This is a genomic window from Verrucomicrobiota bacterium (assembly GCA_027622555.1).
Lineage (GTDB): Bacteria > Verrucomicrobiota > Verrucomicrobiia > Opitutales > UBA2995 > UBA2995.
The window spans coordinates 1-13,945 of record JAQBYJ010000129.1 but is presented as its reverse complement, the minus strand read 5'-3'; the positions used below and the strand labels follow the sequence as shown (position 1 = coordinate 13,945).

The following is a 13,945-nucleotide window of genomic DNA, read 5'->3' as shown; positions in this document are numbered from 1 at the left end:
ACATTACCCATATGCGCGACGAGATCGATGCTTGGGAAAAAGATCGCAATAACCGCGCCGCGCCGATCAATTGGCAGTTCACCAACGAAAAAGCCCGAATCAAACTGACTCGCCTTTATCCGAATTTATAGATGGTACAGGGTACTAGACCCACTATTGGGGATAAAATACGCCGGCTTTTCGGTTGATGGAGGAATCGTGTCGGGAGACATTACCAATCGAAGCATATTCGATTTTGCCGGTGAATCACTTCTCAGCAAAGTTGAAAACACTGGCGTTTTTTACTTATTCAACGGCTATATCCAATCCGAATTTAAAAATCTAGGCCAATTATCGATTGCAAATGCTGAAGGGCCGAACCCTCTAAACCTTGAAAATCTAAACATTATCAATGAGGGGATGATTTCAAAAGACGGAAGCACTCCGCTCGAGGTTAAGTCCCTGACAAATTCGGGTAACCTGGAGATTCTAGATGGTAAATTGTCCGTATTGGATTCGGTTGAACTGATTTCCGGAACCATATACCTGGAGGAAGATACCGAACTCCAGTTTAATCCAGGTCAGGAGACTCCGCTACTCATTCGTAATGGAAAATTCAGGGGTAAGGGCACCGTAAGCATTTCCAGTTCTGATAAGAACATTGTTGGGATAAAAGGGGTGGAGAACGAAGTACGAAGCATTTCATCCAACTCTGGGATAACCCTGAATATAGAAAACACTACTTTGGAAAATGTTTTATTCGAACAGATGACCGAAGGTAAATCCACGACCTACTTGAATGAATTTTTTTTGAATAACACTGAATGGAAAATCGGATCTGAAAACATTCTAATTTTAGGTAACGTAGCATCAGTGTCTGTACCGACAATGTCGCCCTATGTGGATTTTCTGTCCGTGCAGGACGCAGGATTTTTACACCAAGGAACCGGTGAGTCGATTTTGAACGTTTCGTCTATATTCAATGCCGGCGAGATTCAAGTGTCCGATATAGGCACCCTGAACATAAATACAAGAGGTTCCGATTTTTTTTTCAATGCCTTCAAGCCGATCGCAAACCTGCCAACCCTGGAGCTATCGAATGGGAAGTGGATCGTCAACAAGGGAGGCAGTCTTAATCTGAGTCATGATCAATCAATTAAAGATATTACGTCCATTGGAAAGTCAGCAAAATTGATTATTGGAGGAGGAGCGGGTGGTAGCAGTCCCAACTTTAACGGTGAAGCCAGTATAGGTTTCGGACTGGGGCAAACAAGTATTGAGGATTTTTTGGCTCAACCGGATCCCAAGAAATCTGAATCGTTCCAACTCAAAGGACACCTGACGATAGATAACACCTCATTTACCGTGTTGGGAATGCACTACAACTCAACGGATGTGTTTAAGCTCGGCCCGTATGCCACAATTTCCGCTGATGAAAACGGCACGGTGGAATTGTGCAACGAAGCTGTTTTAACCCTGGAATATGGGAAGGTACCGTACACGGAACATGGGACCTTAAATGGAGGAAATTTAATAGGCATAGGCATCTTAAACGGAAATAGAATCAACTCCGAAAGTACAAAACCCGGGAAATCTCCGGGAAGACTCATAATCAACGGATATTTTGAGCAGACCCAAACAGGTATATTGGAAATTGAACTTTTTGGCACGGAGCCGGGAACCGAATATGACCAATTGGTTGTCAACGGAACCGCAACCCTGGGAGGAACCCTTCACGTCATTCCGGCCACAGAAATTACTGAGAGTTCTTCCTTTGAACCCCTTTTGGCCAGTTCCGTTGTGGGCGACTTCGACCGGGTGATTGTGGAAACCTCATCCGGGCGTAACACTTATACCGTCACTCCTGTGTCAACCGGCATCCAGATATCCCCTGCTACCCTGGAAGTCACGACCTTCACCGAATTTCGAGATGCCCTCTTCTCCGAGACCGATATTGCCGACGACACCATAGGCCTGACTACCTCCGATCCAGACGGTGATCAATTCTCAAACCTCCTGGAATACGCCATGGATCTGAATCCCTGGGTAACCAACAAGAATCCTACGATTGTGGAATTCGAGCCGGCAGCAACAGAAGGATTCGGTCGAGTAAAAGTAAAGTTCCCCTGGGCCAAGGACATGACGGATGTGGATTATGTGATTCAGATTTCCCCCGACATGACCGTGTGGTCGGACTTGTCATCCACGGTCGAAGACACGATCGACGAAGGTACCCACGAACTATTGACCGTTGCAGCTGAAATAGACCCGCCTGCCAACGAGCGCCTGTTTGTGAGAGTACTCGTTACTCAACAGGAGCTGTAACTTTACATCCTCTCAGCTCTTCGCTCCAGGCTCTCAGCTCTAACTCAGTCCCCTCGCCTTCTTGGTCTTTTCGTAGGCTTCGTTGCACTTCTTGAATCTGGACAAACAAGTCTCAATACACACGATAATCATTAATTCGTTACCGCGGTTACAACAGATCATCGGTAATTAATATTAAAATTGTTATGACCGATGATGACTCAAACCAGCCTCTTAAACAGAACTGGCAGCCCTAAATACCGGCTATCGCTGACCAGATTGTTCGTAGCTTCGTGTAGCTTGATTTGCAGCCTGGTCGTTCAACACCGCCAGGCCTCAGCGCAGGTCGTTACCATCGAAGTTGAAAAAGGAGTTACTCAAGACATCGACGGAAACACCATCACTTTTACGGATACTAATTTCATTTTTCTGACTCCGGATGAAAAAGCTGTGTTTGCCGGCGGACCGATACCTCAAGGAGGAGGTGAAGGAAGTACCAACGTTATTTACACATCTCTTGCCGGGGAACCCCCTGTACCTGTGTTTGAAGCTTTGAGGTCGGGAGGAGGCGTGGCGTACATTAGTAATGGTGATGCAGTGTCAAGCGGGCAACGGCACCTGGGTTATTTCGACAGGGATGAAAACGTTTTTTCTGTAAATGTAGATACCGGTGAAAGCATCGCTCAGGGAGAGAGATGCTTTGAAATACTTGACGTATCAGAGGATGGACGGGCGCTTTATTTCAAGTCTGGGGATGACGGGGATGATCGTGTCATGCTTGGAGATACAGAAATCCTCAAAATGGATGGTTTTTTTGGGGAATACAGTGTCAGCGATCCTGGCGAATCCGATGTATCCATCAATGCTGCCGGTGACACATTTATTAACTTATACACGACCACAAGGAATGAGGATAACATCCGCATCAACATTTTGATCAAAAATGGATCAGTCGTAGACAGCGGCTTGATTGATTGGGCGATTCCCTACATCGAGGGTGGCTATTTACTGTATACCAAAGATGACACCTTGCTCATCAATGGAACTGAGCTCGTAAATGCAGCAAGGGTTAACACAAAGAATTTTGTCATAAATCCCAACGGTGATTTTTATTTCCACGGAGCTGAGTTTGGCATTTATTTCTATGATGCGGATGCGGAAGGGGAAAAGACCTCTCTCATCCTCGACCGAAATCAACGAGAATTATCAGATTGGTTTGCACCCCTGGCGCTGACTAGCCGAGGCGACCTTGTTGTAGTCAATACGGGTTCCCTCTCCTTACACCTGCTGAAAGCCGACAGTGGAGATCTGGTCACCTTCTTAGAAGCAGGGGACTTAGTAAATGATCGAACCATTTCATCCCTATCTTTCAGTGTGGGAGATCTCGTTGAAAATATTCATTTCAATAACGACCAATTGATCGTAGAGGGTAATTTTGAAGACTCCACTTCGCGGGTAATCTTTCGAATCGATATTTATGGAAGTGCTGCGCCTGTCTATACCGTCTCGGAACTCTGTCCTGAGGAACCGGCCAGTGCACCGGAAACCGGGGAGCAGCTTTACCCTGACCCATTCATGGCCTCCGACCCCATCCAGCTCAACGAAGGCCCCTGCGGCGGCGATTGGCACAAGCGCATCTGGAAGGACACGGGGACCGGGAAGGATATTCCTGGTTACACACCCGGTATTCCCGGCAACGAGAATGTTATAGTGGATACGCAGGACGTGAATCTGGCAATTACACAAGGCCCTATAAGCCTAAGAGCACTAAATATCACAGGATCAATCGAAGTCAACAAACCCCTGACTCTTGAAGAGAATTCCAGTGTGGAGAACTTGATTCTAAACTCCAGCTTATCAATCGGGGCTACGTTTACTCATACCTATATAGGTGAAACCGGCACTGCGAGCTCTGATCTTACGAATTCAGTCATCATGGGGAATGGAATTTTTAACAATGAAGGAGGCATAAATTTAATTCAAAGTGAGCTGAACACCCATCTGATAAATCGTGGCTTTTTCACTTCATCCAATAGTGCAATAAATGGAGCAGTTGAGAACAAAGTATCATTCTCTCTGACAGGTGAAGAAAATCAATCCATTCATTCACCTTTATTCACAAACGACGGAACGTTTATCAAAACCGATATATCTGAATGTTCATTAACCGGAGCCTTTCATAATAACGGCATGGTTCTTTTAACTGAGGGCAACACTCATTTTAACGATTTTCTAAACAACGGTGAGATAAAGATTACCGGAGGATCTCATAGAATGACGGGCGATATTGATTTCGAGTTTGGAGATATTGATATCAGCAAGGAGGCAAACTTAGAAATTTCAAATGATCTTCGCGTACTCACAGATTTTAAAGTAAGCGGAAGAGGAACCTTAAAATTCTCCCACGCCGAGGTTCACTTGGATGCTGGAACCTTAATAAATATGGAAGTCGATAATTTTCAAATAACCAATGAAACTGTGATCGATGGGGAAGGTGAATTGGATATTCAGGGTTACATGGAAGTGATCGATAGTACGGTTAAATCTAATTTCACGAATAGCAATGGTATCAATTTGGTAAACAGCTCAGTGTCCGGTGATGTACTGAACTACTTTACGCTTGGGCTTGAGAACTCGAGTTTCTCAGGATCCGTGGACAGTTCAGGTTTAATCTTTCTTGATAAAGGTATGGCTTCATTCAAAGGCGATTTATATTTGCGGGGCAGCGAACAAAACCCAAGCGAAATCAAAGCAATGTTCGATACCAATATTAATATTGAAGGAACTGTGGATGTGGCCACACATGCTCATTTCACTGGAGAAGGAGCCATTTCTTTGATCGGTTCTGCGGTGAACATTCCTGATGGATCGGAGCTTAGAAATTCAACCGATTTGTTGGGCGAAGGACTAACCTTTAAGAAGAACTCCGTTCTCCTCGGAACGGGGGTTGCAGGTAATGTTAGCGAAGTTGGGCGATTTATTAACTTCGGAAAAGTTCACTTCCAAAGTGGAGTAATCGACGGAATTATTGTTAGTAATCCGGATGGTGTAGGAGCTGTAACTTTCTTTTTTGAAGATGCTCCTGATGAGGTTGACGAAATGCGTGTCATCAACGGACACTTTCTTAATTCACGACTTGTCGAACAATCGGCAGTTGTTCAATTGGACACCAAAGCGGTAGTAAGAAACTCGGGAATCTGGACTTTATGGGAAGATGCTAAACTGGAGTACTCATCAAACAGCGAAGGACAAGTGTTCGAAAACCAACCCGATGGCACCTTATTAAAGAGTGGAGCAGGAAACGCAATTGTTGATGTACCCTTCAATAACAACGGAAACGTTTCAGTCAACGGGGGAACCTTAATTATGGAGCGCGGTGCCTTACTCAATACGGATAAGAATCTTGTTAACGTTACTCTTAGAAATGGAAGTAAGATTCACCTTAAAGGTATGGAAGACATTTTCACATACGATATTGCAGGACCAACGACCATCTCTAGTGGCGATGGTGTCGGTAAATTGATTATTGATGCACCCATAAAAGTATCCGGAAGTGAGTTAATGATTGTAGCGGACTCTGAATGGAGATCAGGGGATATCAATATTAACGATGGAAGTATCAAAATTGTAGCAGACTCTGAATGGAGATCAGGGGATATCAACATCAAGGATGGGAGAATCGAAATTGGAGCTCCTAACACGGCGCCCGAAATCAAAATCGTTGGCGAACAAAGATCCCTTGGTGGAGAAGACGGTAGCCTGTTAGTTCGTCAAGGGGCAACAGTCGTACAGGAGGCAATTATTAAAATCGAAAACTCAATAAGATTCACATGGCGGATTCAATTCTGAAGTGCAAGAGAGCGAACGATAGGTGAGTTAGGTGCTTGCGAGCACCCTCGCCTAAGCGAGAAGCTCTCAGAGTGATGAATTCATACAAACACCTAACTCAAGAAGAACGCTACACGATAGAGCATATGTGTAAAGGCGGATATAAACAAAACGAGATTGCTGAATGCCTTGGGCGCAGCGAATCGACGATCAGCCGTGAGCTTGCACGTAATGTAGGCGGACGTGGCTACCGTCACAAGCAGGCTGATGAGAAGGCGGATCAGCGTCGTTTCGAAAGTCGCAAACGCAAGAAGTTCACCGTTGAGCTTCAATTGAAGATCGAAGGTCACTTACGCGATGATCTGAGCCCTGAACAAGTCACAGGGATAATGCGCAAAAACGGCGAAGAGACCGTCAGTCATGAACGGATCTATCAGCACATCTACGCGGATTATGACCATGGAGGAGATCTCTATGTCCACCTAAGACAAGCTCGTAAAAAACGTCGCCGCCGATTAGGCCGAAAAGATCGGCGCGGTCGAATTCCGAACCGTGTGAGTATAGATCAACGCCCGGCGAGCGTGGATACGAAGCGCTACTACGGTGACTGGGAGGGCGACCTGATCGTGGGTAAGAAACACGAAGGAGCGGCCTTAACCTTGGTGGAGCGCAAGACCAAACATTGCTTGATTTACCCGCTTGAAGGCAAGGGTGCCGATGAAGTGATGTTGGCGATGATAGTGGCGCTGTGGCCGTTCATCGGAAAGCTCCGCAGTATAACCCTGGACAATGGCAAAGAGTTTTCCGGACACGAGACAGTCAGTGCGGTTTTAGGCACGCGGATTTATTTTGCGCATCCCTATTCGTCGTGGGAGCGGGGACTGAGTGAAAATACCAATGGACTGATCCGCCAGTATCTGCCCAAGGGGCAAAGTTTGAAAGGGCTTACTTTGGAGCAATGCGAACGCATCGAAGAGAAGCTCAATAGTCGCCCAAGAAAAGCACTCGGCTTTACCTCACCAATAGAACTCTACCACAAATTGATTGCCGCATGAATATCGGCAAGACAACCTCCATTAAAACTTCACAGCTGCCTTCGCTTCGCTCCGGCCTTGCCGCTTCGCGGCACCCCTTCGGGGTCGGCCTCCACGAAGCGAAGGCAGCTGTTGTAAACCACATCAAAGAACTAATCTTCCACACATACAATAATACAAAGCTTCTAGCCTCTTGCACTTGTTAGTTGAATCCGCGAAACTACAGCAACCGCCTTATTCCGATTATGCCCTTAAATCGTTATTACCGCAGTCATGTTGCCCTACTTTTGTCTTTGGTTGGCTGGTCGGAGTCGGCCAAGTCGATATTGGAAAGCGTTAAGCAAGAGACTAATGAAATGGTTTTCAATATAACAGGGATTCATGACAACCGCTACTTATTCCTACAGCTCATGTCCTGGATGGATACTGAAACTGCGGTTGAGTTGCTGTTCGATCCACAGGCCAATCACAATTTGCTAAAGCGAAAATGGGAGCTCGCCACCGACTATCTGCTCAATCAAAGACTTCTTAAACACCCTCGCGTCGTAGAGATGTTGGTACAGGACGGTGACTGGATAGACTACCTGGCAGAAAGAATTCCAGAATACGCCGAGTACAAAAGTCGGTAAGGGATATCAAAGAGTGTGGCGACTGACCCGCCAGGACTATTCCCGGGATCGCCAATGTCCTGATTGGCAATTTTAAGGGTTCATGATGACAAACCAGTCGCAGATGCGAGGTGATGTTTCGAATCACCCTCTGTAGGAGCGAATTACATTTTCCAAAAATAAATGACAAGTTGTTGAAGCAAACAGCGCAGGAGTGTGGTGAACCAATCTAAATCATCATGAAAACAATCACAAAAACACTCGTATACTTAATTGGATTAAATCTTGTTTCTCTGACCGCAATTGCTGCCAAGGAGGAAACCACTTCAAGGGATTATCAATTGCCCACTTACAAAGTGGAAGACATGACCCTTCCGGTTCCCACCAAGGTAGTCACACCACGACTTCGGTCCGGGCTGTTTGGAGAAGAAGTAAAGATGCTCTTCACTATTACGGACAAGGGACACGCGATTCACATTCGTTCCAGCAGGCCCTTTTCTGATAACCCGACCCTAGCGGGCTCCTTGAGCCAGGTAATAGGCAAATGGGAATTCGAACCAGCACGGGACAAAAATGGAAGCGCCATGACGGTTAAAGTGTCACTTCCGGTCAAGGTCGTTAGAAAAGGCGACAGTTCAGGATATACCGCCAGTCTCGCTCTCGGAAAACCTACCTTGGTAGCCAAGTCGAAATAATTCTATTTACTCTATCTCTATTGAACCGCCCTTCCAACGAAGGGCGGTTTTCCCCATTTAGAATAATTTGCAATTGATCCTAGCAGCAACCCGGATATCCTGATTCCCAACCATTTTCGAAATGTCTCCTTCCTCCCAAAAAGATGGCTCCACTCCCGACAGCGACTTCTATGAGCTTGTCTACGAAGAACTCAGGCAGCTGGCTCATGCCAAGATGTCGAAAGAGTATGTCTATTCGACCATACAGAGCACTGCCCTGGTCCACGAAGCCTGGTTGAAATTGGGAGGAGATGAACAACCTCAATGGAGCGATCGTTCCCACTTCTTCGCGGCGGCGGCGGAGGCCATGCGCCGCATATTGATCGATCGGGCACGTAAGCGAAGAAGAAAGCGGCACGGTGGAGACTTGAACCGCGTAGCACTGGAGAATCTGGATGCCCTGCATGACCGTGCAGATGCAGACGACCAGCTCATTCGGATCAACGAGGCCCTTGAAAAATTGGCACTAAAAGATGAGCGCAAAGCCGAGTTGGTAAAACAGCGTTTCTTCTTTGGACTTTCCCTGGAGGAAGCGGCGCAATCCCTGGGAGTCTCTCCCACCACCGCTCAACGTTGGTGGACCTATGCACGCTCCTGGCTCTACAATGAAATTTCAAATGAGTAGGTTCGAAACGTACCCTTCTTTTTTATGTGACTGATAATTTCGACAACCGGGAAGAGACCCTCTTCCAGAAATGTTTGGACGTTCCTCCCGAGGATTGGGAGCAGTTCCTGGAATCTTCATGCCCGGATGATCGCGAGCTCAGAGAAACCGTGCTGCGTCTGCTCAAAGCCAATCAAAAAGCGGACGGTTTTTTAGAAGCTGAAACATCACAGGAATTACTGGAATCCGATTCCTCCGGAATCGCTGCCGAATTACAGCGGATCGCTCCCGCTGGTGAAGGTCCGGGAGATCAAATCGACCGCTACCGTTTACTGGAATTGATAGGGGAAGGCTCCTGGGGTTCCGTCTGGATGGCTGAGCAAACAGAAGACATCGAAAGGCGGGTAGCCTTGAAGATCCTAAAGCTCGGGCTGGACACCAAGGACTTCCTGGCCCGCTTTGAAGCGGAACGGCAAATGCTGGCCATGATGGATCATCCCAATATCGCACACGTGCTTGATGCGGGAGCCACCTCTTACGGACGGCCTTATTTTGTGATGGAACTGATCCGGGGAATGCCCGTTCTGGATTATGCGGATAGAGAGCGATTGAGCATCGAGGACCGAGTGGAGTTGTTCATCCAGATATGCCAGGCCACCCAACATGCGCACCAGAAAGGGATCATTCATCGCGATCTGAAACCCTCCAATATTCTGGTAGCGGAAGTAGACGACAAGCCACTCCCCAAGATCATTGATTTCGGTATCGCCAAAACCACTCAGTTTCATTTGACCGATAAAACGGTCTATACCCAGTTTCACACTTTCCTGGGAACTCCCATTTACAGTAGTCCTGAGCAACTAGAATTCAGCGGCCTCGAAGTAGATCACCGGACTGACATCTATAGCCTGGGTGCTTTACTCTATGAACTTCTATGCGGCCGCACACTTTTTGACCCGGAACACCTGAGCAAACAAAGCCTGGAGAACCTGAGGGCGATCATCCGGGAAGAAGATCCGCCCACACCATCACTCCGTCTCGCCCGCCTATCCCCAGACGAGAAGGTAACAATCGCTGATAAACGTGTATGCCCTCCCACCAAAGTGGAGTCCCGGTTGAAAGGCGACCTCGACCGCATCGTCATGAAGTGCCTGGAAAAGGACCGCAGTCGCCGCTACGAATCGGCCCGTGCGCTGGCACAGGACCTGCAAGCCTTTCTGGAGAACAAACCCGTCTCCACAGCAGCCCCAGTACCAGCTATCGTATCAAAAAATTTATCACACGCAAACGGCCAGCTTACGCCATCTGGTTGGAAGTGTCGCTGGTCATTGTCGCCTGCCTTGCCTTGATCTTTTTCATAAAATCAAACTCTTCCGAACTACAACCCTCTCCGCCTGTTACCAAGATTGTACGCGAGAAGTCCATCGCGGTTCTCCCACTTATCAACCTGAGTCCCGATCCGGAAAACGCATTCTTCGCGGATGGAGTTCAGGAGGATATTCTGACGAACCTGTCAAAGGTGAATGAACTCCTGGTCATAGCGCGAACCTCGACCCTAGGTTACAAAAATACTGATAAAACAGCTAAAGAGATAGGAGAAGAACTGGGTGTCTGGTACTTGGTTGAAGGTTCAGTGAGGCGGGCGGGCAATCAGGTTCTTGTTAGTGTGAAATTAATTGATTCTCAAACGGGAGGTCAGCTCTGGGCTGATGACTACAACCGCAAATTGACGGACATTTTTACTATTCAGGCGGAAATCGCCAGGAAGATTGCACAACAACTCGAAGCGGCCATATCACCCGAAGCCCTTAAGCTGATCGACCGGCGCCCAACCGAAAATCTGGAGGCTTACGAGGATTTCGTCAAAGCTCGCCAAATGATCCTTAACCTGAGTGCGGGTGGGAATTTCGAACTCATTGCGCTATTGGAGAACGCTGTGGCCCTGGACCCTGCCTTCGCCGAAGCGTGGGCATTTCTGGCATGGCAGAGAGTGAGCTTTTGGTTTATGGGATATGACCGCAACAATCCAGAATTGTTAGCAAAGGCCCACCATGCCATGGAAAATGCGGTTCGGCTTGGGCAAGGGATACCTCACGTCCCACACGCTCAATCCAATTTTGCCTTTATCGAGCACGGTGACTATGACGCTTCCATCGACTATCTCTTGGAGGCTTTGACAATAGACCCTAATTTCTCGTTTTCTCGAAGAGCGTTGGGAGCAAGATATTCGGAACTCGGGCGTTTGGCTGAAGCTCAGCTTCAATTCGAAGAAGCACTCCGCTTGGATCCTCTTTCCTTTTTCTGGAACCTTTCTTTGAAAAAAGTCTACACGCAGCGCGGAATGCTCGACAAGGCCCACGCCTTAATCGAAAGGAATCTGGGCAGGACTGGCGGGGACACTTATTGGCAGGTTAGCCTTGCCTGGAACGAGTACCTGAAATCAGGGGACAGGAATGAATGGTTTTCCGGCGCCTTTCAAGAGATTCCCCAGTATTGGAACAATCCCTACTACAAAGCGCTTTATCATTTAAACGATGGCGACCTTGAAGCAGCGATTGAGAATCTGGCAGAAGCCGATCCGAACAATTGGCCTCGACACCATAGCAATTGGTGGTGGGATACGTCGCAGACAAAGGAACTGTTAGCTGCTCTAATTTGGTTTCGGGTTGGCGACCGGAGTAGATGGATTGCCGAAGCGGCGAAGGCGAAATTGAAAACAGAAGCTCGCATTGAAGAAAATCCTGGAGGATCCCCTTTCAATTTTTCCAACCTTGTGCTCTGCCACGCGCTGGAAGGCAATCGCAAGGCAATGGAGCCGTGTATAGCGAAAACGCGCGAGACTAGTGGTTCACAGTTTAATATATCTCGCTATCAATTCGGGTGCGAAATGGATATAGCGGCTGCCCACCTCATTCTGGGTGATAACGAGACGGCGATAGAAACACTGGAAAACGCCAGTCGCATGGAAAGCGCTTATAACTTTAGCCGCATATTGAACATTTGGAATATCTTCGACCGGCTGCGGGGGAATCCGCGCTTTGATGCGTTGTTACTGGGCAAGGTTCTCGGTCCGGATTCGGAAAAAATTCCAATGGTCACAATCCTTGAAAAATCCATTGCCGTTCTTCCGCTGGAGAATCTAAGTCCCGATCCGGAGAATGCGTTCTTCGCCGATGGGGTTCAGGAGGATATTCTTACCAATCTGTCTAAGGTGAAAGACCTGTTGGTCATTGGCCGCACATCGACGTTAGGGTATAGAGAGACGACTAAATCGTCCAAGGAGATCGGCGAGGAACTGGGCGTTTGGTATTTGGTTGAAGGTTCAGTAAGGCGGGCTGGCAATCAGGTTCTCGTGAACTTGAAGTTGATTGATTCTCAGAGTGGAGGTCAGCTCTGGGCGGAAAATTACAAAAGAGACCTTGATGACATTTTCACAATTCAAGCTACGATTGCCAAAGATGTCGCGTCCGAACTTCACACTGCTATTTCCCCCGACGAAATCGACCTGATCGAGCGGATCCCAACCAAAAACCAGGAGGCTTATGATTATTTTGTTAAAGCAAATTTAGGCGCTCCTGACAGGATTTCCCTTTATGAGAAGGCGGTTGAGCTTGATCCCAATTTCGCGGAAGCGTGGGCCTTTCTGGCCTGGTATAGGGCTGTTCAATGGCGGTTTGTTAAGCAACGCAACGACCCTTCGCTCCTCGCCGAGATTCATTCTGCTTTGGATCAGGCAAAACGGATCAATTCCAACTTGCCCCACGTGTTTCATGCTCAAGGAAATGTAATCGATATTGTCCAGGGTGATACCGAATTGGCCATTGAATACTTTCTAAAAGCCTTAGAGATAGATCCCAATTTCTGGTATTCAAAACAGGCACTGGCATTGAGATGCCATAACTTGGGTCGTTTGGCCATGGCAGAGCATTATTACAAAGACGCCATTCGAACAGAACCCATCTCAGCAAACAACGGGTGGTTGGTGGATGTTTATGTTTCACGAAAGCAATGGGATGGTGCACGTGCAATAATTGAAAAGAACCTAAACATGGGTGATGTCCGTTATGATAGTGACGGGTTTTGGTCCAGATATAAGGCATTTGTCGACTATCTGGAATCCGGCGATAGGGAAGCTTACAGTTCGGCTCTTTATCGAAGTCCCGGTTACGACGATAATCCCTGGGTCAGATCCGCAAAATTGATATGCAATCAAGACTATGACGCAGCCTTGCCCAGCTTGGCTGAAATTGTTCCCGGAGACTATTTTAAAATTAATTTTGGAATCACCGGTCCTCTTCTTATGGGCGGGACTTGGGAGATTCAATCCTCGCTCATTTGGTTTGTTCGAGGGAACGAAGCACAGTGGCTCTTCGAGGTCGAAAAAGCCAAGAGATTTTTGAAAGGCATGGTCGAGAACGATGCACTTGCCGATCCCGTGTATCGATCAAACCTGGCTATTTGCTATGCTTTGGAGGGAGATCGTGAAAAGATGGAATCCGCTATGGTGAAGGTCCGTGAATCGACCGCCGGATCATTATGGAAATTTCGACGCCAAGCGCGTTGTGAAGCCCACATCGCCATTTGTTACCTCATTCTCGGAGAAAACGACAAAGCCATCGAAATACTCGAGGCCGCCAACCAGATGAATCCGTCTTTCCTCTTGAATCGCTACGTCGAACCCTGGTTCATCTTTGACCGACTGCGGGGGAATCCTCGGTTTGATGTTTTGCTGAAAGACTAGTGAAGGGTCTAAGACTAAAAGTTATTGCCGAAATTTAACGTCATTACGTGTCCATCGAAGCCTGGAAGGCGTAGTTGGAAGCGAATAGTAAAAATGCTCATATGAGGTGAGAG

9 protein-coding genes are annotated in these 13,945 nt (G+C 47.4%); all 9 read left to right on the top strand.

All coding sequences use genetic code 11. The features are described from left to right. Positions 1 to 131, top strand: a 131-nt coding sequence (locus tag O3C43_21740) for an IS630 family transposase (protein MDA1069117.1), incomplete at its 5' end; no start/stop codon positions are given. A gap of 25 nt (positions 132 to 156) precedes the next feature. Then, positions 157 to 2,304 (top strand): hypothetical protein, encoded by a 2,148-nt coding sequence (locus tag O3C43_21735; protein MDA1069116.1) that lies wholly within the window; start codon positions 157 to 159, stop codon positions 2,302 to 2,304. Between the two features lie 192 nt (positions 2,305 to 2,496). Beyond that, the gene (locus O3C43_21730; GenBank protein MDA1069115.1) at positions 2,497 to 6,132 is read left to right on the top strand and encodes a hypothetical protein; all 3,636 of its coding nucleotides are present in this window, start codon (positions 2,497 to 2,499) and stop codon (positions 6,130 to 6,132) included. Between the two features lie 35 nt (positions 6,133 to 6,167). Further along, positions 6,168 to 7,166, top strand: a complete 999-nt coding sequence (locus O3C43_21725; protein MDA1069114.1) for an IS30 family transposase — start codon at positions 6,168 to 6,170, stop codon at positions 7,164 to 7,166. A 224-nt stretch (positions 7,167 to 7,390) separates the two neighbouring features. Continuing rightward, positions 7,391 to 7,774, top strand: a complete 384-nt coding sequence (locus O3C43_21720) for a hypothetical protein (GenBank protein MDA1069113.1) — start codon at positions 7,391 to 7,393, stop codon at positions 7,772 to 7,774. Between the two features lie 218 nt (positions 7,775 to 7,992). Further along, entirely contained in the window at positions 7,993 to 8,448 is a 456-nt protein-coding gene (locus O3C43_21715) for a hypothetical protein (GenBank protein MDA1069112.1), read from the top strand. 121 nt (positions 8,449 to 8,569) lie between these two features. Beyond that, a complete protein-coding gene (locus tag O3C43_21710; GenBank protein MDA1069111.1) occupies positions 8,570 to 9,112 on the top strand; it encodes an ECF-type sigma factor in 543 nt (180 codons plus the stop codon). A gap of 26 nt (positions 9,113 to 9,138) precedes the next feature. Then, complete coding sequence (locus tag O3C43_21705) at positions 9,139 to 10,440, top strand: serine/threonine-protein kinase (GenBank protein ID MDA1069110.1); 1,302 nt, start codon at positions 9,139 to 9,141, stop codon at positions 10,438 to 10,440. After that, the gene (locus O3C43_21700; protein MDA1069109.1) at positions 10,407 to 13,832 is read left to right on the top strand and encodes a hypothetical protein; all 3,426 of its coding nucleotides are present in this window, start codon (positions 10,407 to 10,409) and stop codon (positions 13,830 to 13,832) included. The genes O3C43_21705 and O3C43_21700 overlap by 34 nt, the downstream gene beginning before the upstream one ends. Positions 13,833 to 13,945 lie beyond the last annotated feature (113 nt).

Excerpts from the sequence above, each read along its gene's own strand:
- O3C43_21730 (MDA1069115.1), top strand. The coding sequence starts at position 2,497 with ATGATGACTCAAACCAGCCTCTTAAACAGAACTGGCAGCCCTAAATAC.
- O3C43_21720 (MDA1069113.1), top strand. The coding sequence starts at position 7,391 with ATGCCCTTAAATCGTTATTACCGCAGTCATGTTGCCCTACTTTTGTCT.
- O3C43_21715 (MDA1069112.1), top strand. The coding sequence starts at position 7,993 with ATGAAAACAATCACAAAAACACTCGTATACTTAATTGGATTAAATCTT.
- O3C43_21710 (MDA1069111.1), top strand. The coding sequence starts at position 8,570 with ATGTCTCCTTCCTCCCAAAAAGATGGCTCCACTCCCGACAGCGACTTC.